The following is a 21,244-nucleotide window of genomic DNA, read 5'->3' as shown; positions in this document are numbered from 1 at the left end:
TCACATGAGGAGTTCAGGGTCAACGGGGTCATTTGCCGCCACCGCTTTCTCCTTTGCTGCGATCCATGGTCTAAACCCACTGACAAATACCGGCCCGGCGCTGAGCCTGTACCACCTCCCATTCGCTCGCCGCTCTAGGCGGCTGCCCCCCCCTCCACTCATCATGGGCAGGGCTGAGGAGACCATTCTTCCACTCGGGTGTTTCGGCCATCAAGGGTACCGGCATCGCTTGCCAATAAGAGGCAATTTCCTCTCGATACAGACAAATAAAATACTTTATCAATTGCAGGTGTGTTAAGATGAAATATTGATAAATCCATAAGCCGGAGAAATATCAAGAGACATCTTACTCCTATTTGGAAATTAAACCATGGACCTCAACGAGTTACTCTACCAGCATCAGCTGGCGCTTATAAACGCGAGGGCTTCACATCCCGGTGAGAATCGGGAAGCCTATTCTAGGATCGTAGCCCATTACGCAGCAAGACTGCACGCTTATCGCAGTCGTCGCCATATCCAGCAGTATTCTGGAACTATGGTCGCGGATGAGCTGAGATCGCCTTTAGCTCACGCCGCCGTCAAAGCCGACGAGGCAGCGCTTTCACTCGAGGAAGTTGAAATGATCAGTCTTGCCGCTGCCAGACATGGCGGAACCACGGAAGAGCGGAAGGTCCTGGCGCTGGAAATGATCGCCGATCAACTGCTTCTTATCCATGCCGACCTACTGGCTATCGATGCCCATTCTCAGCAAGATATCACGGAGCAAGACGGTTCGCCGGATTTAAGCAACACACAAGACGTGGACGGCTGGGAAAATGAGGGAGGGCATTTGGACGCCCCTGCGACTGGACTGCCGCATGGCGTTACGAAGAGAACCACGAACGTATATTCCGTCGGACCCTACGTGTATTCCGATCTCTCCTCTGCCTTGGCGGAGGCTGCTAGGCAGAGGCACCACTGATGCGCCGCCTATTATCCGAAGGTTGTTTTGCGTTGCGGTGCGCCAACTCAGTATTAGTGCATCGAACGACGTAATCGTCCGCGAGTCATTCGGCCGTAGACGAATTAGAATTCAACTTTCTCTACCTGCCATGGTTGTGTGACTAGCGCAGCTCGAGGGCGACGAGCAGGCGCCATTTTTGTCTCCGCTACTCCATAAGGTGTGTCAGCGGGTCTGTCCGGCCTATATCGCAGGATTGATCAGGCCCGCGGATCGCAAGAGCGTGCAACCGATGGCGGCTCGCGATGGCAAGTTCGGCTTTGATCAAATTCATCATTTCGTTACAGACGGGGTTTGGAGCAGCCCTTCACTACAGGCCGTTCGTCTGCAGGAAGTTAATCGTTTGGTGGGAGACAAGGCGACCTATCTGGTGATTGACGATGCCGCATTATCGAAGAAGGGCGATTACGAGGTTGGTGTCGCGGCGCAATATGTCTTTGAGTTCGGAAAGACCTCGAACTGTCAGTCTCTCCTTTCGGTGATCCTGGCGTCGAGAGAGGTTCCCGTGATGATCGGCTTACGTCTCTTTTTTCCCAAATCCTGCACGGTCGATGTCGGACGGTGATGTCGCTGCAAGGCGATGTGGCGCTGGTGAACGACTACAAACAGTACGACTGGCAACTAGAGTTGCGCATCGGCTTCTTTTTCTGACCATAAGATGTTCGCCAGCGGCGAAAATCTTGAGCCTGTCGAGATTGAAATGGTCTCAACTGGCTGCAACGTCCTCGCTCTGCTGGCAGCCGGAGGCTCGGCGGGCCTGATGATGGGGGCACCGATGCCCGTCCCCACATGACCTCGCGCTTCGCGCCCCAACATCCTCTTCATCCTCGCCAACAACTTCGGCTACGGTGACCTTCGTGTTTATGGGGCGGGGTTACTTGACGAGCGCATTATTCTCAAGCAGCGGCGTATGCCAGTGGCTCGACGCCCATTATCGCCGTGCGGCCGCCCAACTCAAATATTTGGAATTGGTCGTTCCTTCAAGACCCCCAAATCTAGCGAGAGAAAAGCTGCTGGTGGGCACGGGTTCGCTCAGGAACCGTCCGAATATCGCGATCCAACGGTGAATGCGGGCGATATCGGGTTTTCAGCCGATGATACGTTTGATTGCAAAGGCCCCGCCTATTAGAAGGTCGCCGTCTTCAAGGATGGTGGTGATGCCGCCGAAAGCATTCCACATGGCGCTGTCGTCCGGGAACACCCAGCGTGCCTTGACCTCGCCTGTCATCCAGTCGAGACCGGCATATTCGTAGGTTAGGCCGCGTTTGTTGGCGGCATACAGCAGGCCTGTCGCTGCCGATACGACTGGCACCATGATATCACTGTTGTCGATCTCGGCGTTAAGCCAGTCTTGTTCGAACCGGCGCGTCGCAGGATTCCAGTTGAACTTCTGGATGCCCTTTGGGGCCGGGCGGGTGACCCCCGCCATAAAGCCGTTATGGAAGCCTGGCTCGGGGAACGGCTCGGGATAAGTGCTGTTGACGACGGCCACGCCGTAGCCGAGAACGTTGGGCGACGGTTCGATGGTCGCCTTCGAAATCTCGATCCTGGCCTGATCCGCGATGCGGCGCGACTTAGTGCCCGGCTTCTGCTCAAAATCCTCGGGAATGTCGTCGCGCCAGAAGGCGACGAGGTTGGTGCCGCCCTCTGCTCCGTCCGCGATAACAACGAGCTTATCCGGGTCGTCGCCGAATCCCATCAGAGTGGGCGTCGTCCCAGATCCTCGCGAGATCGATCCCAGCGCGAAGGCTTTTTCGTCAGGCATCCATTCGTAGCCGGATTCCCAGGCGCCATCCTCCTCTTCGGACGAGAGGTTCTTGCCGTTCCAGACGACCTTGAGCATCCTGCGCGAGGTTACGACGTAGATGCCGCCGTACTCGTCGACAGGGACGGCATTGTCGACGGCTTCGCCCGAGAAGGCCACGTACGACTTCACGGCAAGATCGCGATCGAGAATGATCACCGCGCCGGGAGCGGCGGCGACCAGGAAGCCGTCATACGTCATGCTCAGCGCGATGATGCGGCTGACCGACTGTGCGACGTCTGGGGGCACGGCCGCTGCCACGTCGGCCACCTTCACGATGCGGGCGGGCGAGCGGACCTCGTTGTCATCAGTGCATTTTAGCACTCGCGTGCCGCCAAATACGCAATAGTGGAAGCCGTCCCGGTCGAACAGGTTGTAGACGCCATACCGATGGCGTGAGTGAAGCCGATGTCGTCGACGCCGCGGATGGCCTCCATCAAATCCGCATCGTCGCCTTCTCGACGCGCCTTGTCCCATTCCGCGAGTAGACCTTCGACCGTTGCCTCGTCGGCACCTTCAAACACCTCTTCGAAGCCGGGATAGGCCATGTAGGAAATCGATTCGATCGCCTTGCCAGTGAGGAATAGCTTTCGCAGGCCGAACATGCCGCTGGCGAACGCAACCGTATCGCTCCCGATCTTCTTCAAAGTGGGGTTCGAAGCCATGAAGTTGCGAACGAATTTTGCATCGTCGCCCTTTACGAGGGTCTTTCCCTGTATCGGGCCTGCAATGGCCACGGAATCCGTCGCGCCTGGGTTGAAGTGGGATGTAGGATAGACGCTCGGCGTCAGCCACGGGTTGGGTGCGGGCATATTCGCTGCAAGCTTTTCATGAGTGTCTGACATGGGGCGCCTCCATTTGAGGATGACGATTGACGAGATTCTCTCTGACCACCATCGTGGTATATACGGTAAAAGCCGAGGGGGCTTCCCCATGTGGAGGAAAGCGCGGGGCATTGAACTATCGCAATCGCTCGATCAGATTTTCGGGAAGGGCGGCTGATCGCCGTTAATCGCTCCGAACCTGACAGTCGCCAGTCGGCCACCTTCCCTGCCGATTGGGGCGACGATGCCGAACTCCGCTATGTGCGCCCGCAAGGCGGTCGATAACAGGGTTCGCTGACGGTTAAGTATCAGGCGAACACGATGCGGCATCACCGCACTTTGTTGCTCTGGTGACCTAATTCCAACGAACCGCGTGGTCGGCCGCGTTGCTTCGCAGATCGCCTCAGCGTTCGCTGCATCGTTCTTCCCGCGTTTGACGAACGGTCACATTACTGCGCGGGCATCAACTCTTCATCATGACCGAGGGCGATGAGTTGTACGCGCTCACAAGTCTTTTGATGCGCACGCCTCGATTCCGATCAAGCAAAGCGGCAGTTTCGCGAAGAATGTCAGGACGCGACTGCGCGTCAATTGCTGGCGCAGTACCGCCGCACCATCAGCATCCACACCGTGCAATGGCACACGTTCTTCGCCAGATCCAAACCTATCGTCATGGCTGTTCCCATCCCGGCTCTCTTCCGCCTCATCCGCTGGTCATCCTGCGGGAGGGTTCGAGAGCCGTCACGTTATCATTCACAGACGCTCAGCCACCAATTTTCCGGTCCCAGCTGTTCCCCGTCCGCTTTTCCCTTCCAGACACAAAAGGCGGCTGATTGACGAATGTCCGCTTCAGAATGGAAATGCGAGTATGTCCGCCGTTCCTGCGGCGTCGTATTCCAAATAACCCACGGCATTTATCATTTAGGCGAGCGGAATGTTCTAGAGGAACCTACCGATCCCCAGAATGAAATTGCCATTACCTTTGTAACCTCGGAAGGATAATCGATGTTCGAGGACGGAGAATTATGGTGACAGGTAGATCAGGCCTTCGATGACGTATTTTCGACTAGGTCGGCAATACCCGCTTCTGCGGTGATCACCATTCCCGCGACTGATGCCGCATCCTGAATGGCGCAGCGGGCAACCTTGGTGGGGTCGATGACGCCGGATTGAAACAGGTTTTCATAGCGCTCCGTCTGGGCATTGAAGCCAATGTTTTCATCGCCACCCTCAAACAGCCGCCCGGCAACGAGGCTGCCGTCGTGTCCGGCGTTTTCCGCGATCTGGCGGACCGGAGCCTGCAAGGCGCGACGTACGATCTCGATGCCGCGGGTCTGGTCGTCGTTCGCGCCCTTCATCCCGGCCAGCACCTTGGAGGCATAGAGCAGTGCGGTGCCGCCGCCCGGCACGACCCCCTCCTCGACGGCGGCACGCGTCGCGAAGAGGGCGTCGTCGACCCGGTCCTTGCGCTCCCTCACTTCGACTTCGCTTGAGCCGCCGACCCTGATGATCGCGACGCCGCCAGTGAGTTTGGCCAGGCGCTCCTGAAGCTTCTCCTGGTCGTACTCGCTGGCGGTGTTTTCTATCTGCCCTCGGATCGCCGCGATGCGTCCCTTGATCGCATCGGCGGTGCCGGCGCCATCTACGATGGTGGTGGTATCCTTGTCGATCGTCACCTTTTTGGCCGTGCCCAGCATGGCGAGCGTGATGTTTTCAAGCTTGATCCCGAGATCTTCTGAGACGACTTCGCTGCCCGTCAGGACCGCGATATCCTCCAGCATGGCCTTGCGGCGATCACCGAAGCCTGGTGCCTTTACCGCGGCAACATTCAGGCTACCGCGCAGCTTGTTGACGACTAGCGTCGCCAAAGTCTCGCCCTCGACGTCCTCGGCGATGATGAGCAGCGGCCGTCCCGACTGGACGACGGCTTCGAGCAAGGGAAGGATCGGGGCAAGCGCTCCCAGCTTCTTCTCAAACAGCAAAATATGCGGATCGGCCAGTTCAACCGTCAGTTTCGCGGGGTTGGTGACGAAATAGGGCGAAAGGTAGCCGCGGTCGAACTGCATGCCCTCGACGACATCGAGCTCGAATTCGACGCCGGAGCCTTCCTCGACCGCAATGATGCCTTCCTTGCCGACCTTTTCCATAGCTTCGGCGATCTTGCGGCCAATGATTTCATCTCCGTTGGCCGAAATGGTACCGACCTGCCCGACCTCGTCCGTTCCCGCCACGGGCTTGGACCGGGCCTTGAGTTCGGCGACCACTGCCTTGACCGCAATGTCGATGCCGCGCTTCAGGTCGATCGGATTGGACTGTGCAGCGACCGATTTCATGCCCGCGCGGACGATCGCCTGCGCGAGCACAGTGGCGGTGGTCGTCCCATCGCCCGCGTGATCGTTGGTCCGCGATGCCACAGTGCGCATCAGCTGCGCGCCCATGTTTTCGAACTTGTCGACGAGGTCGATTTCCTTGGCGACGGTGACGCCGTCCTTGGTGATACGGGGCGCGCCGTAGCTTTTGTCCAGCAGCACGTTGCGGCCCTTGGGGCCAAGCGTCACTTTCACAGCATTGGCGAGAGTATCAACGCCTCGGCTGAGAGATTCGCGGATATCGCGCGAAAATCGTACATCTTTGGCGGTCATGGTCGTTATCCTTCTAGGTGGAGATGTCGACTTCGCCGGGAAGCGCCGGCCCGCTGACAACTCAGCCCAGAATGCCGAGCGCGTCGCTTTCCTTCATGATAACGGGGTCTTCGCCGCCCACCTTGAACTCAGTGGGGGACCATTTGCCGAGCAAGATGCGGCAACCGCCTCGACGTCAGGCGCAATAATCGTCCCGGCTTCCCCTCTGGTGCCCGAGCCAACGGACACGATCTCGCCTCCCTGCGGCTTTTCACGGGCATTGTCAGGAACGATGATGCCGACGGCGGCCCTCTTGGGTGCTTTTAGCCGGCGTCCGAGAACGCGATCGTCCAAGGGGCGCAATGTCATGATGGAGCGATCCTGTCGCTGGGCCGCGACAAGGCGTCGCTTTCACAAGAGAGGCCAGCGCCGCGCTTTGCGATCTGGCAGTCACGATGAAAGAGTGCCAGTTGTTTGTATATGGGCAGGGCGGATTTCAAATCAAGTATGGCACTCGCTCTGCCGAAGCTCAGAGCGACCATTCTGGCGGATGAGATCAGAAATTTCGGACGATTAGGCGCATTTTCCCTGAACCATCCCATAGCTTTTCACCAATCTCGCCCGCATGAGCCGGACCTGTTTCATCTTTCAGGGCCCCAATAAAGCTATAGGTTGCCTCTAAGGCTTCCGATTGCGGAATATTCGCAACAAAGCTTTCAGACTGAAGCTTGCATGGATTTAATCGTTACTGCGGCTCCTCACTCCCCCCGTGTGACCGGGACAACCCCGGAATCCGCGCGCTTCCTCCGAAACATCATTGCGATGGCCAGCAGGGCTACAGAAGATATTCCATGCTATTATCAGAGATCAGTCGCTAGCAACCTCTGCAATGCTCAAGGCCGAGGCGCCGCTTTGGGGGATGACGATAGCCAAATTCCGAAGCGCTGTCGCCATCCCCAAAACGAGAGCCTTTGGAAGGCCGGTCAAAACCGAAAAAAAACACGATGCTCGAATTAGGCTCTGGCATTGGTGGAAGTAACCTTTACCAATGAAAGACGGTATCGGTACATCGACGTTGTTGGGGGGGGGAAGAACATGCGGCCGACGAGACGGACGATCCTGGGTGTAGGCCTTGCCGGAACGGCTGCATCGCTGTTTACCGGAATTTCAAATGCGGCATCGACGGTGCGGTCGGTGAAGGTGCCGCCCCCGCAAAAATTCGTAGGGGACTGGGCTTCGTTAACGGCAGGATATAGCGCACCCGACTGGTTCCGTGACGCGAAATTCGGTATCTGGGCGCATTGGGGTGCTGCATCCGTGCCGGCCGCAGGCGACGACTGGTATGCCCGGGACATGTACCTTCAGGGGCATCCATCATATCAACACCATCTGAAGAATTACGGACATCCTGCAGATAGCGGGTTCATGGAAATCCAGAACCGTTGGCGAGCAGAGCGTTGGAATCCAGCGGAACTTCTTGATCTCTACAAGCGAGCCGGCGCTCGATATTTTATGGCAATCGCCAATCATCACGACAATCTCGATTGCTTCGCCTCCTCTCACCATGAATGGAATTCGGTTCGAATAGGACCGCGCAAGGATGTCATTGGTACGTGGGAAAAGCTTGCGCGTGAGCGTGGGCTGCGTTTTGCCGTATCAAACCATTCCGGCCATGCCTGGCACTGGAACCAGGCGGCTTACGGCTATGATGCCGAGGGATCGCGGCAGGGACAGCGTTACGATGCCGCCAGACTGACAAAGGCCTCCGGGCGCGGTACTTGGTGGGAGGGACTGGATCCGCAGCAACTCTACACGCGGGCGAGCATGGCGATGCCAGATGGCATCACTTCAATTGCTGAGGCGGACGCGTGGCATGCCGCGACAGATGGACTGTGGAATGAGGGCGTGCCGCCCGATCCTGAGTTTGTGCGGCGGTGGGTGCTGCGATGCCAAGAGCTGATCGACAAGTATCGGCCCGATATGCTTTACTTCGACAACCATGACCTGCCGTTGCAACAGGCTGGGCTCGACATGGCCGCGTATTTTTACAACCGGAACATGGAGTGGAACGGCGGGCACCTCGAGGGTGTGGTCACAGCCAAGGAAACGCCTCCGCAGCGGCGGATGGGTCTGGTCGATGTCGTCGAGCGGGGCCAGAAGAGCTATATCGACCAGTTTCCTTGGCAAACGGAAACATGCCTCGGAAACTGGTTCTACGGCGAGGAATATTATCGCAAAAACCTATACAAGACCCCAGCCAAGGTCATTCATACCTTGTGTGATGTAGTTTCAAAGAACGGTAACTTGATGCTGAGCGTGCCAATCCGGGGGGATGGTACTATCGATGAAAAGGAGCGGCAGATCGTCGAAGAGATCGCGACGTGGATGGGCCGGTATGGAGAGGCAATCTACGGCACCCGCCCGTGGCGTTTGCATGGAGAGGGATCAGCGGTGAACGGCGGCGGAGCTTTCTCGGAGGGTGGTCAGACCTCCATCTATACGGCAAAAGACGTGCGATATGTGACGCGCAATGGTGCGGTTCACGCACTGATCCTGGGTTGGCCTGAGGAAGGCAGAGTGCGCCTAACGCTGCTTGGAGGCAGTAATCCCGTTGGTAGAGGCGAAGTATCTCGCGTGACGCTGCCTGGCAGCGAGCTACCTCTTCCATTCACGCGATCGGCCGACGCGCTCGAAGTTCGTGTGCCCGATACCTGCCGCAACTCTATCGGACTCGCTCTTGTCATCAACGGCACCGGACTGGCAACGTAATTGAGAGCTGCGAATGGCGCTCGAAGCATCCGGTTTCCCTATGCCTTTGACCGAAGTCTTCCACGAACTTCCGCTTCCCGGATTGGAGGGCAGAAAGTCGCGCGCCTGAATCGGCCACGGAACACGATTCAAGGTTTCGTGAGATGTAGCGGAGACTTCGCGGAGCGGGGGCCATAAATCCACGGGGAACGCTACCAAGATGCATGGGTTTCTTGGAATGAACCTTAGGACCGGATCATGGCCGAAGCGACCTTATGCCACAGCACCTACTGATCACCGGCGCGAGCATCGCTGGTAACGCAGCCGCCCTCGCATTGATGAGGCGTGGGTTCGATATAACCGTTGTGGAGCGCGCACCCGAGTTTCGTGATGGAGGCCAGAACATTGATATTCGCGGGGTCGGGCGCGAGGTACTTCAGCGGATGGGTCTCGAGGCCGAGGCGCTAAAGAAAGGTACAGGTGAGGAAGGGACAGCATGGGTCAATGCTGACGGGAGCGAGGCTGCACGCTTCCTTGTCAGCGAGATCGAAGGAGACGGCCCAACGGCTGAAATGGAAATCCTGCGCGGCGACCTGGCTCGCTTGCTTTACGATGCAGCCAGACATGACGCGCGCTTCCGCTTCGGCGATCATATTGTCAGGGTTGACGAGATTGATCAGGCCATTTCAGTTACATTCGCAAGTGGCGCAACCGGCGATTTTGATGCGCTGATTATCGCGGAGGGCGTTGGGTCAGGCACGCGAGAACTGGTCTTTCCTGGTGAGAACGAGCCGCGCTGGATGGACCTGACTATCGCCTATTTCACTATTCCCCGGACGCCGGACGATGATCGAATGTGGCGGTGGTACAATGCGCCTGGCAAACGCAGCGTATCACTGCGCCCAGACCGCCACGGCACGGCACGCGCGATGTTGTCGATCTTTAAAGAAGCCGATGGCGCGCAGGATTGGAATACAAAGCGTCAGAAAGCCTTCCTGCGCGATTGCTTTGCGGATGCCGGGTGGGAAACACCGCGCATTCTCGAAGCCATGGACCACACCGAAGACTTCTACTTCGATGCGCTGCGCCAAGTGAAGATGCCGCGCTGGTCTTCAGGACGTGCAGTGTTGACGGGCGATGCGGCTTGGTGTGCGACCCCACTGGCAGGGATAGGAGCTACACTTGCCGTGACCGGCGCTTATGTTCTTGCCGGAGAACTTGCGCGCGCAGATGCCGTGGCAGAAGCTTTCGCTGCCTATGAAACGCAGATGCGGCCGATGGTGGAGTATGGACAGGGCATCCCCAAGATCGGACCGCGTTTGATGCATCCTCAAACCCGCCTGGGTATTCGGTTGCTGCATGGCATGCTCGGTCTCGCTAGTCTTGACCCGGTCCGCAATCTCTCCGCCAAGATGTTCAGCGGCCCAGGCAAGGAAGTCGACCTATCTCGCTACCCCGAAGTGTGATCGGCAAGTTCCAACGCGGCGTCGTTCGAAAAGCGGCCGGGCATGTCAGCGTCTTCTGCTCGTTGCTCTGGTGCCAAGTTGCTCGAGAGCATCGGGATTGCTGCGGCCCCATGCGTAGAGCAATTCAACCGGCTCAACGAAACGCACGCCCAGTTCTGTAAGGCGGTATTCCACCGCTGGCGGCATATCGCTTTGGACATGGCGGCTAATCAAGCCGATCTCTTCCATATCTCGTAGGGTCTGCGTCAGCATCTTCTTCGAGATGCCTGGAAGGCTTCGCTGCAGTACGCCAGTGCGGCAAGTGCCACCATGACGAGCGTGCAAGGTGTGCAGCACCATGCTGGTCCATTTGGTTGCGAACAACGAGAGCACCCGGCGCGGGGCGCAGTCTTCGCGCCACTCTTCTTCAGCCGTACCTGGGAACATAGCTGGTAACCTTTTGGTGCCTAGTGACCTATTTGGTGCCGTCTAGAAGCAAACGCGCTTCGTGCCTAGTTGATTTGCCCATGCACGAGACGAAGGAAATGAAGATGGTGAAAACGGCCTTGGTAGTGGGGGCAAGCGGGATCGTTGGAAACGCAACGGCGGCATTATTGGTCGAGCATGGTTGGAAGGTATATGGGCTGGCCAGGCGGCCGATCGAACAGGACGGCGTGATCCCCATTGCCGCCGACCTGCAGGACGAGCAAGCCACCGGTGCCGCGCTTGCGGATATTGATCCTGACGCAATCTTCATCACTACCTGGCTACGCCAAGACAGCGAGGCGGAAAACATACGGGTGAATGCGAACATGGTTCGTAACCTGCTCGCCAGATTACCGAGGGCGTCCGGCTCCCGTCACGTAGCGCTGGTTACTGGCCTCAAACACTACCTTGGCCCATTCGAGGCCTACGGAAAAGGCATCCTGCCCCAGACGCCTTTCCGCGAGGAGCAAGGCCGGCTCGATGTCGAAAACTTCTACTATGCTCAGGAAGATGAGCTTTTCGCCGCGGCTCGGCGCGATGGTTTTACCTGGAGCATTCATCGTCCCCATACCGTCATAGGTAAGGCGGTCGGCAACGCCATGAACATGGGAACGACCCTGGCGGTTTACGCGACTTTGTGCCGGGAGTTGGGACGCCCATTCACCTTCCCGGGCTCCGCGGCCCAGTGGAGCGGCTTGACCGACATGACTGATGCTCGGCAGCTGGCGCGCCATCTCCTATGGGCGAGCGAGACCAAACCTGCGCACAACGAAGACTTCAACGTGGTCGATGGCGATGTATTCCGATGGCAGTGGATGTGGGGCCGCATTGCAGATTGGTTCGGCATCGAGCCTGTACCTTTCGATGGGATTGTGCGGCCTTTGGAAATGCAGATGGCGGATGATGCCAAGGTCTGGCGCAAGATTGCCGATCGGGAAGGCTTGGCCGAGCCTGATTTGTCCCGTCTCGCATCTCCTTGGCACACCGACGCAGATCTTGGCCGACCGATCGAGGTGGTGACAGACATGTCGAAAAGCCGGCGACTTGGCTTTACGTCCTATCAACCCACCGATAACGCCTTTTTCGCGTTATTCGAACGGCTTCGTTTGGATCGTCTCATTCCCTAGGGCATCGCCCGAAAGAGAGACATTCAAGCCTTGAATTGGGGAAGGGCGGGTATTCCAAGGCTAAACGCCAATTGGTCGGATCAAAGCCATTCCCAACGCCGGCCGCTGATGGCAGCTTCCACGGGAACTGCCATCAGCCTCAACACGCCGCGGAAAAAGTCTGCTTTGGGCCGTTTGACCGCCGGATTTTGAGTAGGTTTGGCGCCAACGGGGTGGTGTCATCGGTCTCTGTTGACTGCCGCGCTTGCCAAGACCCATCTTTCTGCAGATTTCGGGCACAGTTATGCTGCCGCCAGCAGCTTCGGTAGCCTGATGAGATTGTATGCTGCGGCGGTCAATGTGAAGTTCCACCCCACACGGTCTTGCCCTCGATGCCGAGTCTTGCGCAGGTTTCCGCTGGTCTTGGCCCAGCCAAAGACCTCTTCGATCCGTTTCCTGATCCGCTGAGAAACGGCGTAACCAGGGTGGCGGGTGGTGCGCCCATCAATGGCGGAGCGCCTGCCATTGACGTTCTGTGCCACGTGCGGGGTAACGCCGATCTCGCGCAATGCGGCGACGAAGTGGAGGGTATCGTAGGCTTTGTCTGCCGCCAGCGTGATGCGATGACGCCCCTTCATACGGCCAAGCATGGTCAGCGCAGCCTCCCGTTCGGCCGTGCCCGTGGCATGGGTGAGCGTTGCATCCACGACCAGACCGTGCCGGTTTTCCATGAGGACATGGGCCATGTGGCACAGCTTCGCGGCCTGACCGCGTGCCTTCTTGAATAGCCGGGCATCAGGATCGGTGGTTGAGGCGTGGGTGAGGTTGCTCCACTTCTCGCCATGGAAATCGCGCTCGGCAGTGCGCCCCTTGGCCTTGGCCTGACCGTTTTGTCCGGTACCCGAAGCGCTGTCGTCGTCGTCACCGTCCGAGGCGGCGTCACCCTTGGGCCGTAAGCTCTTTATGCTCGCCCAGGCTTCGATCAGCGTACCATCCACCGAGAAGTGGTCGTCTGACAGCAGCGCCTGCACGCGCGATTGCCCTACGATCGCGGACAGAAACTTGGCGGCAATATCGCCGGCCAGCAGCCTCTCGCGGTTCTTGGTGAAGACCGTCACATTCCAGATCGGCGCATCCATCGCCAGCCCGACGAACCAGCGGAAAAGCAGATTGTAATCCATCTGTTCCATCAGCTGGCGCTCCGAGCGGATCGTATAGAAGGCCTGCAGGAGCAGCGCACGCAGCAGCTTCTCGGGCGGGATCGACGGCCGGCCGATACGCGAATACATCGCGTCGAAATCCCCCGACATCACCTCGAGCGCCTCGTCGACAATTGCACGGATTGCCCGCAGCGGATGATGCGCCGGTACCCGAGCTTCGCAGCTCACGTAGGAAAACAACCCTTCACTCCGGTAATCGCCGCCGCGCATCTTGAATCCTTCGACCTCGGTCGAGGGGCCTTGAATCACCTCAACGGCCTCAACGGAAGTTCCTTTTTCCGCAAGCTGTTAAGTTACATGAACGAAGATATTATCCTGGCCCAACTTGTTCGGCTCTGAGAAGTGCCCGGGTTTGTTTCAACAGCCTTGACGCCTGATAGGCTGATCGTCTGCGGGTTGGTTGTTCACGCCGCGTCATGGAGGGCGAGCGTAGCTGGCCGGAGTGACGCCCCGCAAGTCGCGGCCAATTCACGCTGCCACGGCCTGCGGCAGATTGTCAAAGTAGGTTTGCTCGGGCGTACGCCCGCCGACGCTTGCGCCGGCCACACAGCGTGCTGGCAAGCGGGATCGGTATTGTTTTGTTTATCACGCTCGCCAGCTGGGCTATCGCGCCGCAGCGGGCGCAATGGGCAACGGGCAACGGGTAATGGGCGAATACACCGGAAAGGCGATGTCCCAAATGAAACGCCTCTTGCATCGACCTTCTGGCGTTTCCCCCGCGCGATCAGTTTTAACCCCCACGCTGTGATGCTCACTCGGTTGGCGCCTGAGCTGCAATACTGCGAAGTGCCTGCTCGAACGCCTCAGGCGGCTGCCCTCCGCTGATCAGATAACGATCGTCGACCACGATTGCCGGAACGCTGTTTATCCCGCGGGACTGCCAGAGAGCTTCCTCCTCCCGAACCGCTTCCACATAATGCTCACTCTTGAGAACCTCGCGCGCGCGCTCGCTGTCCAAGTCAGCGGATGGACGGCGCGCCATTCTAAGATATGTATTCCATTGCTGGGTCCGGGTTTTTCCCGATAGCGCCGCCCGACTTGGCGTAGCATCCTTGGAAGACTCGAATGGGCTCCGCAGAACCGGTGCAAACCATCGGATTTGTGTCGCTGGGAGTTTTGCGTGACGCCAATCCGCGCGGAACTCCCAAACCTTTCAAAGAACCCATCTCCGATATCCGGCGGCTCGCTACGTTGCCAGCTTGGAGCTTATCAATCTCGATTAAGCCCAGGCCCTCGAAAGCCCAGCGGAACAGCAAAAAACCCCGGAACCGAAACCAAATCAATGGACACGATGTTGTGGCTTGACCCCCATGGAGTGAGCTTTATGCCAAAAGCAACGTTCGAGAACGTCGATGGTGATGACGTTGAGATCGACAGCGATGATGTCGTGCATCTTGCGGCCGGTGAGGAACCGGAAGTGACGATAATCGAACTCGAAAATGGAGACCAGATTGAGGTGGTTGCGACCGAAGTCGAGGTTGCTGCTGAGCTCGGTCTCAATCCGTTGGAGTATGTAGATGTTGAAGACGATGATGAATCGATCGAAGGCATGGTCGAAGACGAAGGCCTAGATAACGAAGAATGAGACTATGCGGCGGCTAATTTTAGCCGCCGCACAATTCTTGATTTCCCGACCTGCAAGTATCATTCTATTTTTGAACAGACTCGGGCTCATCTTGCGATGCTCGCGCGGGGTGAGCCTTGCCGCTGGCCGACATCGTAAGGCGAATTGAATATTCCCATCTACAGCCTTAACTTAAACCGCGGTGGCATTCTCGCAGGGAGAAAAGCGTTGTAGACCGGATGTGAACAATGATCATCCCGCCTATTACTAATTTTTTCGATAACCGCCAGCACTCCTGCCTAGAACCGCCAGTTCAGTCCGCTTTGTTGGCGGCGATCCTCAAACAATCTCGGCGTTTTTTTCGAAATCCACCGGGCACGTAAGTCCATATATTTGGGGTCCGGGGACATGCTCGAAAAATGCCTTAAGTATTTTAATATCGAGCGAAGCCGCCTCTTGCAAAAGATTGACCTGCTGCAAACAGCGCCGTCTTCTGACCCGGCAGAAGCTGAGAAATTGAACCTGTTAGCCCGGATCACCGAAGAGCAGATAATCAAATGGTCACTCGATCTCGGCGGCGATGACAGCGAACAACAAGCAGCCCGACAAAGCAGGGAATAGCCCAACAGGAAGAGGAGGGCACCACAACCTGGCGACGTCCGCAACTCGCGGTTACCGCTTACACGCGCTGGATTGCTCCGCCTCAGCTGCCATTAACCGATCGCTTGATAGCGTTCGCGAAACTTTCGGAACTCATCGATACAACCGATGTTGTGGTGAATGAATGGGCGCGGGCCCAAACAATTTCCCTTTTTGGGAACGCCGGAGCTTGGCACATGACAGGATCGAACGATACTCGCGGGAAAGCCAATGCGAACCGCCCCGATCAACAATCCGTTGACGACCAGCGCCATGACCAAGGCCCCCCGGGATCTGTAAATGACTCGTCCCTGCCATCGCCCGAAAGGATCCAAGAGCTGCTGTTTGAAGCAGCGCGAATCGGACGGGACGATATGATCACCCCCCTGATCGACGCAGGCGCGGATCTGGAAGCCCACGATATCAAAGGCCATACGGCGCTGGTACTCGCAACGTACAATGGTCACGAGAGCACAACCGGATTGCTCCTCGAGCTGGGCGCGGCGGCCGATGGTGACACGGTGAGCGGGAGCCCGTTAATGGGAGTGTGTTTTAAGGGCCACCTCAGGATTGCGAAAAAACTCATTGATGCAGGAGCTGATGCCAACCAGCGCAATTCCGCCGGTCAAACGCCACTGATGATGGCATCACTTTTTGGTCACCGCGATATTATCGATTTGCTTGTTTCCAACGGCGCGGATCTGCGAGCGATTGACGCTGCGGGAAACGATGCTGTCAGCTTAGCCCGGGCCCAAGGCAACGAAGAGATGGCGTCCTGGCTCTTGGAACTCGGACCTTAGGGAGGTTTCGGAGCGTCCTGCGACTTCGCGATATGAAGCGAACCGTGCACAACCAATTACGATCGCCTACGAATGCCCCGGCGATGATGACCTGCGTCTCTTGTCGAAAGAGGCTTTCCGCTGAACACAGCGATGCGTATTCATGATAAGCCGCCAGGTGGGCCACATCTTCCCGAAAACTGCGGCGAAACCGGCGGTGCTCCCATTTCTTAAAGCTCGAAGCGGCCTCGGGAGAGATCGCTCACGTCGGGTGAAAGGCCGAACAGATGATGCTTTTTGCATCGACTGGTGTCGGCGACGGCGAGGTCAACCGTAATCGCCTGGTTGAGGGGGGAGATGCCCGATCCCGGACATAAGGGCGCGCACCCCTAGTTGCAGTGAACGAGCCACAAGTCGTCGCAGCGTACATCGGCAATCCATCCACCGAGCCATCTCATGGCTTCCACCATAAGAAGGCGACTATGAAAATTCTTAAATAACCTCTTGTACTTGCGGCAATAGCTGATGGCCCGGCATAGCCGCTACGGCCGACGCACACCCTCGCGATCACCAGCGCTACGAAGGGCGACGCGACCAATATCATGATTATCGCCGCTATGATCGCCCGCGGCATTGGAGCGGCCACCGCTATCGCTGAAACGATCGACGCTGCTGAACCGAATGGCGCCACCACCACAGGTTCCATGTCTGCCGCTAAACCTGGGGATGCGAAGGATTATGGCAAAGAGGCTGTTTCTACTCTAGTTCCAGCGATGCTCGAAGCATTTCTAAGCAGCGATCGCGCGTTCTCTAGATCGCGCGCACGTAGTGGGAAATAATGCGTTGCGTGAGGTGCGCGCCCGGCACGCGTTTTGTGACACGCGTGACAGTGCAATGCAATTACGGCATCCGGTGAAGCCCGCCAAATCACGCGCCGAGCAGTCTGTGCACATCCCGACAGACCTTCCTTTGCCACGCCTTAGTTCCAAACAATTGCTGCCCAGACCTTCGCAGACAGCCCGGGATTGGGTAACTCAATGATTCGGCGTTGAATCACCAGCCTGAAGTAAATCGAGCATAAACGTGAAAAACCTTAAAAGGTCTTCCTCGTCTTGAGGCCATTGAGAAAAACCTGCGGTTGATAAGGTCATGAAAACATGCTCGATGCGAGGAGCCGGGACGGCTGAAAAAAGTTGCACTGAAGAATTGAGATTTTTCTGCATCTGTTTAACATACACCGCAAATCGACGCCGCTCGCCATTACAATGCTGTCATTGAGAGCTATCGGCATCCCTTACGCGAAAAATAAAATTATCCCTCAAAATAGATATGAGATGAATGAAAGTTCATCATTTTGACGTGTATTTAATTAGCGCTCCGCGAAAATGGTGATTGGACTTAGCATAAATTTAACTATCTGTGTCTAATTTGGTCGTCGAAGTGCGGAGAATTGGCGCAGTGACAATGCGAGCTAAATTGTCGGTGAGGGATGCACGGAAAGCCCTGCGACACCGGGTCGATTTTCAGACGGTTGGAACCAATCGCCGGCTGGGCGACATGGCCTTGCATATTATTAATCTTTCAGCGCAAGGCTTCATGAACGAGGGCACGATTGCCCTTGAGCTCGGCGAACGTGTTGAGCTTCTCCTTCCGTTCATTGGCCGGATCGATGCCCATTTAGTCTGGCAACATGGACACCAGGCGGGATTTCAGTTCGAGAGAGTAATCCGAGAGAAAGACTTGAATCAACTGCTTGCGGATATCGCAGAGCGACCGCAAGCCATTTGATGGATCGATGAACTTTAGACAGGATCGACTAGACTTCTTCGGGCCGCGTGCGATGAGTTACAAATGGTGGCTATGCCGGATCGACATGTGGTCAGCCGCTTGGACGTTTGCACAATCCGTTGATCATCTTCAGGCCGTATATCGCGGCAATCGGCAGCATTTCACAGTGCAGATCTTATCGACAGGGTGCGAAGCGTGGAAGGGCTGCACTAGGGTGCAACATTTTTGCGTCTGCTCAAGTGCAAAAATTGTTGTTGTGTATCGCGGCGCGATTGTTACAAACCTTTGCAATAAAAATGAGACACTAGAGGGTCGCACCTCAACATAAACGCAATATCCATCGATCGCGGCCTTATACTTGGCGGTGACAGCGGAGCGCGTCCAAACACTCATTGATAGATATTCATGGGGGAGGCCACCAACATAAATGGCCTCAGGAAATGAGGCTCAGCAACAGGGCTTCTTAATGAAATCTTTTCGTAACCGGCTGACCGGCAGCGCCAGTGTGCTTGCCGCCGCCATGGCGTTCGCGCTCCCGGCACTAGCACAGGACAACACGGCTGCCCCCGACGAGCCATTGGGTGAGATCGTCGTGTCCAGCTCCCGCATTGATGCCTCCGGCTTCGACGCGCCTACGCCGACACTGCATCTCGGCGCCGACGATCTTTCGGTCGGCCAGCGCGCCAACGTTGCTGCGGCGCTGAACGACATGCCGCAGTTTCGCGCAACCACCTCGCCCCAGACGACCGGCACGAATACAGGCGCTGGACAAGCACCAGTCGATCTTCGCGGACTCGGCGTGAACCGCACGCTCGTGCTCATGAATGGTCGCCGCTTCTCTAGCGAAAACGACTTGAATACTGTGCCATCGATCATGCTGAAGGGCGTCGACGTTGTCACCGGCGGCGCTTCGGCGGCCTGGGGTTCGGGCGCAGTGGCTGGTGTCGTCAATCTCCAGACTGACAGCAAGTACACCGGCGCTACATTGGGAGCCTCTGCCGGCCTGTCGCGCTACAATGACGATTTCGAATATCGCTTCGAAGGCAAGGCGGGGGTCTCCTTTGGAGACGGTCGCGGCCACTTCGTGGTAGGCGGCGAATTCTACGACAGTGAAGGCGTGGTGCCCAAGGTCAGCCGCCCGAACGTGGGCCGCTGGGCGGTCTTCAACGGAACGATGACGCCGGATGTTGGCTATGCGAACATGGCCTACGGCGGCCTCATCACGTCGGGCGCGCTGAGGGGGCAAGCCTTCAATTCGAACGGATCGCTGCGTCCTTATGACTACGGCAATGCCGTCTCGGGGAGCTATTCGGCCGGCGGCGAGGGTCCTTCGAACGACGACCTGAGCCCACTTGTCACACCGCAGCGCCGCTATTCGGGCATGGCCAGCCTCAGCTATGAAGTCAGCCCCGCACTGACTGTTACGGCTGAACTGCGGCACTCGCGCATGTACAACAACTACACCTGGTTCGGTGATAACGTGCAGGGTTCGGCAAGCTCTGGCGTCTATATCAGTGCAGAAAACGCATTCCTGTCGCAGGGCATCAAGGACACCTTGGCAAGCGCAGGCCAGACCGGTTTTTACATGGGCCGCTTCAACAACGACCTGTCCTTCTCTCGCATCGATTTTGAGCGCAAGACTACGCAGGGTACGCTCGCGGTTGATGGGACTTTCGGCGGAGATTGGCGCTACAGCGCTTACTACAGCCACGGTGAGTACCAGAACAACATCGACACCCCCGGTTTCCTGCTTACGCAAAATTTCGCGAACGCTGTTGATGCTGTTATCGATCCGGCCAGTGGCGCTGCCGTGTGCCGCGTGGCCCTGACCAATGCAAACTCCGGCTGCGCACCGCTTAACCTGTTCGGAGAAGGCTCCCCCTCACAGGATGCCATCGATTACGTCACCGGCACCCCTTCGATGCGCGCGAAGTCCAAGCTTGATGTCGGCGGCATCAGCCTTCGCGGCGAGCCGTTCCAACTTCCTGCGGGCCCAGTCTCGATCGCTATTGGCGCCGAAGCGCGCAAGGAATCGATTCGGCAGACCGTGAGCGACCTCGATGCCGCTGGCGCCTATCGAACGTTCAGCTTCTCACCGTTATCTGGCAGCTTCAACGTGAAGGAAGCCTTCGCTGAAGTTTTGGTTCCGCTGGTCCACGACACCCCGCTTCTGCGCCGGTTTGACTTCAACGGCGCAGTCCGCCTGTCGGACTATAATACCTCTGGCTCAATCTGGTCGTGGAAGCTGGGCGCAACGAACGAATTCTTTCCAGGCTTCCGTGGCCGCATCACGCGTTCGCGAGACATCCGCTCGGCCAATCTTTCGGAACTCTTCACGCAGTCGACGACGGGCTACAATAATATCGTAAACCCCTGGAACGGGCAAACCGAATACGTACTCAGCAACGGTGGCGGCAATCCGGATCTCGATCCGGAGAAGGCCGATACCTGGACCTTCGGGGCGACCTGGAACCCGCCCTCGATCCCCCGCCTAAATCTCTCGCTCGATTACTTCGACATCACTATCGACGACGTGATCACCACAATCTCGGCTCAAGATCTGGTGACGCGGTGCTACAACGGCAATAACGAACTGTGCGACCGCGTTGAGCGCAACGCAGCTGGGCAAATCACCCGCACCGTGTCAAGTTACGTCAATCTGTCGAACTACAAGACCAACGGTATCGATGCCCAGGTTGATTACGTCCTACCGCTTGACCAAGTCTTCGGCTCTGGCAAGGGACAGGTCCGGCTCGGTCTCGTCGGTACCTGGATCGACAGTCTGACTACCAACGACGGTGTCTCGCAGATCGAATATGTCCGTTCGCAGGGCTATTCCTTCGGTCTCGGCGTGCCCAAGTGGCGTGTAAATGCCACGGTTGGTTATGAGAGCCAGGCCCTGTCGGGTCTCGTGCGCGCTCGCTATATCTCGCCCGGCGAGTACAACTCGACGCTGGCGATCTCGAACAACCACATCAAAGCCTATACCTACTTCGATGCGCAGATGAAGGTGAGGATCAAGAATGATACCGGCCCGCAGCTCGAGCTTTATGCCAATGTCAACAATCTCTTCGACAAAGATCCGCCGGTCGGCTCGCTCTACTCGCCTTACTATGACGTGGTGGGACGCTACGTGACGATCGGCGCCCGCGTCGCGCTGTAAGGCTTGTGGTATCACTTCGGCGCGGTCCGCGAAGGACCGCGCCGATCCTTCCTGTCA

16 protein-coding genes and 3 pseudogenes are annotated in these 21,244 nt (G+C 57.4%); 11 read left to right on the top strand and 8 right to left on the bottom strand.

Features of this window, described 5'->3' with window-relative positions:
- Positions 1–370 precede the first annotated feature (370 nt).
- A complete protein-coding gene (locus EDF58_RS21900) occupies positions 371–961 on the top strand; it encodes a hypothetical protein (RefSeq protein ID WP_132269437.1) in 591 nt (196 codons plus the stop codon).
- Positions 962–1,160: 199 nt separating this feature from the next.
- Positions 1,161–1,565 (top strand): transposase, encoded by a 405-nt coding sequence (locus tag EDF58_RS21895; protein WP_243654440.1) that lies wholly within the window; start codon positions 1,161–1,163, stop codon positions 1,563–1,565.
- 522 nt (positions 1,566–2,087) lie between these two features.
- Here the strand turns inward: EDF58_RS21895 and EDF58_RS21890 are convergent.
- The 5 genes and pseudogenes from EDF58_RS21890 to EDF58_RS21875 form a co-directional block, all read right to left on the bottom strand.
- The gene (locus EDF58_RS21890) at positions 2,088–3,065 is read right to left on the bottom strand and encodes a hypothetical protein (protein ID WP_165921522.1); all 978 of its coding nucleotides are present in this window, start codon (positions 3,063–3,065) and stop codon (positions 2,088–2,090) included.
- 56 nt (positions 3,066–3,121) lie between these two features.
- Positions 3,122–3,649 (bottom strand): hypothetical protein, encoded by a 528-nt coding sequence (locus tag EDF58_RS21885; RefSeq protein WP_132269431.1) that lies wholly within the window; start codon positions 3,647–3,649, stop codon positions 3,122–3,124.
- A 219-nt stretch (positions 3,650–3,868) separates the two neighbouring features.
- Positions 3,869–4,314, bottom strand: a pseudogene (locus tag EDF58_RS26450) (IS110 family transposase); the annotation flags it as partial.
- 354 nt (positions 4,315–4,668) lie between these two features.
- Positions 4,669–6,270 (bottom strand): chaperonin GroEL, encoded by a 1,602-nt coding sequence (gene groL, locus EDF58_RS21880; RefSeq protein ID WP_132269429.1) that lies wholly within the window; start codon positions 6,268–6,270, stop codon positions 4,669–4,671.
- 61 nt (positions 6,271–6,331) lie between these two features.
- A pseudogene (locus tag EDF58_RS21875) lies at positions 6,332–6,618 on the bottom strand (co-chaperone GroES).
- 726 nt (positions 6,619–7,344) lie between these two features.
- Here EDF58_RS21875 and EDF58_RS21870 point away from each other — a divergent pair.
- Positions 7,345–9,018, top strand: a complete 1,674-nt coding sequence (locus tag EDF58_RS21870; protein WP_132269427.1) for an alpha-L-fucosidase — start codon at positions 7,345–7,347, stop codon at positions 9,016–9,018.
- Positions 9,019–9,272: 254 nt separating this feature from the next.
- Entirely contained in the window at positions 9,273–10,463 is a 1,191-nt protein-coding gene (locus tag EDF58_RS21865) for an FAD-dependent monooxygenase (protein WP_132269426.1), read from the top strand.
- A 45-nt stretch (positions 10,464–10,508) separates the two neighbouring features.
- On the opposite strand, the gene EDF58_RS21860 is transcribed toward EDF58_RS21865, so the two are convergent.
- A complete protein-coding gene (locus EDF58_RS21860) occupies positions 10,509–10,889 on the bottom strand; it encodes a helix-turn-helix domain-containing protein (RefSeq protein WP_132269424.1) in 381 nt (126 codons plus the stop codon).
- Between the two features lie 104 nt (positions 10,890–10,993).
- Here EDF58_RS21860 and EDF58_RS21855 point away from each other — a divergent pair, with 104 nt between their 5' ends.
- On the top strand, positions 10,994–12,055 hold the full coding sequence (locus EDF58_RS21855; protein WP_132269548.1) for an SDR family oxidoreductase: 1,062 nt from the start codon (positions 10,994–10,996) through the stop codon (positions 12,053–12,055).
- 281 nt (positions 12,056–12,336) lie between these two features.
- Here EDF58_RS21855 and EDF58_RS21850 read toward each other — a convergent pair whose 3' ends face one another.
- Both EDF58_RS21850 and EDF58_RS21845 read right to left on the bottom strand, forming a co-directional pair.
- Positions 12,337–13,464, bottom strand: coding sequence for an IS5 family transposase (locus EDF58_RS21850; protein WP_132269546.1), 1,128 nt, complete (start codon positions 13,462–13,464; stop codon positions 12,337–12,339).
- Positions 13,465–14,005: 541 nt separating this feature from the next.
- Positions 14,006–14,218: pseudogene (locus EDF58_RS21845) on the bottom strand (DsbA family protein); the annotation flags it as partial.
- A 156-nt stretch (positions 14,219–14,374) separates the two neighbouring features.
- On the opposite strand from EDF58_RS21845, the gene EDF58_RS26445 reads away from it, so the two are divergent.
- The 6 genes from EDF58_RS26445 (at position 14,375) to EDF58_RS21810 (ending at position 21,187) form a co-directional block, all read left to right on the top strand.
- Positions 14,375–14,839 carry a hypothetical protein gene (locus EDF58_RS26445; RefSeq protein WP_243654433.1) on the top strand — a complete coding sequence of 155 codons (465 nt, stop codon included), beginning with the start codon at positions 14,375–14,377 and terminating at the stop codon, positions 14,837–14,839.
- 387 nt (positions 14,840–15,226) lie between these two features.
- Entirely contained in the window at positions 15,227–15,439 is a 213-nt protein-coding gene (locus tag EDF58_RS21835; RefSeq protein ID WP_132269422.1) for a hypothetical protein, read from the top strand.
- A 215-nt stretch (positions 15,440–15,654) separates the two neighbouring features.
- A complete protein-coding gene (locus tag EDF58_RS21830) occupies positions 15,655–16,257 on the top strand; it encodes an ankyrin repeat domain-containing protein (protein ID WP_132269542.1) in 603 nt (200 codons plus the stop codon).
- A 581-nt stretch (positions 16,258–16,838) separates the two neighbouring features.
- Positions 16,839–17,075, top strand: a complete 237-nt coding sequence (locus EDF58_RS26170) for a DUF2274 domain-containing protein (protein WP_243654432.1) — start codon at positions 16,839–16,841, stop codon at positions 17,073–17,075.
- A 625-nt stretch (positions 17,076–17,700) separates the two neighbouring features.
- Positions 17,701–18,024: a PilZ domain-containing protein gene (locus EDF58_RS21815; protein ID WP_347812901.1), complete on the top strand. Its 324-nt coding sequence runs from the start codon at positions 17,701–17,703 to the stop codon at positions 18,022–18,024.
- A gap of 466 nt (positions 18,025–18,490) precedes the next feature.
- A complete protein-coding gene (locus tag EDF58_RS21810) occupies positions 18,491–21,187 on the top strand; it encodes a TonB-dependent receptor (RefSeq protein ID WP_132269536.1) in 2,697 nt (898 codons plus the stop codon).
- Positions 21,188–21,244: the final 57 nt, after the last annotated feature.

Origin of the sequence: Novosphingobium sp. PhB57 (assembly GCF_004342985.1) — a bacterium.
In the GTDB taxonomy this organism is placed as follows: Bacteria; Pseudomonadota; Alphaproteobacteria; order Sphingomonadales; family Sphingomonadaceae; genus Novosphingobium.
This window is presented reverse-complemented; position numbering and strand designations above follow the sequence as displayed.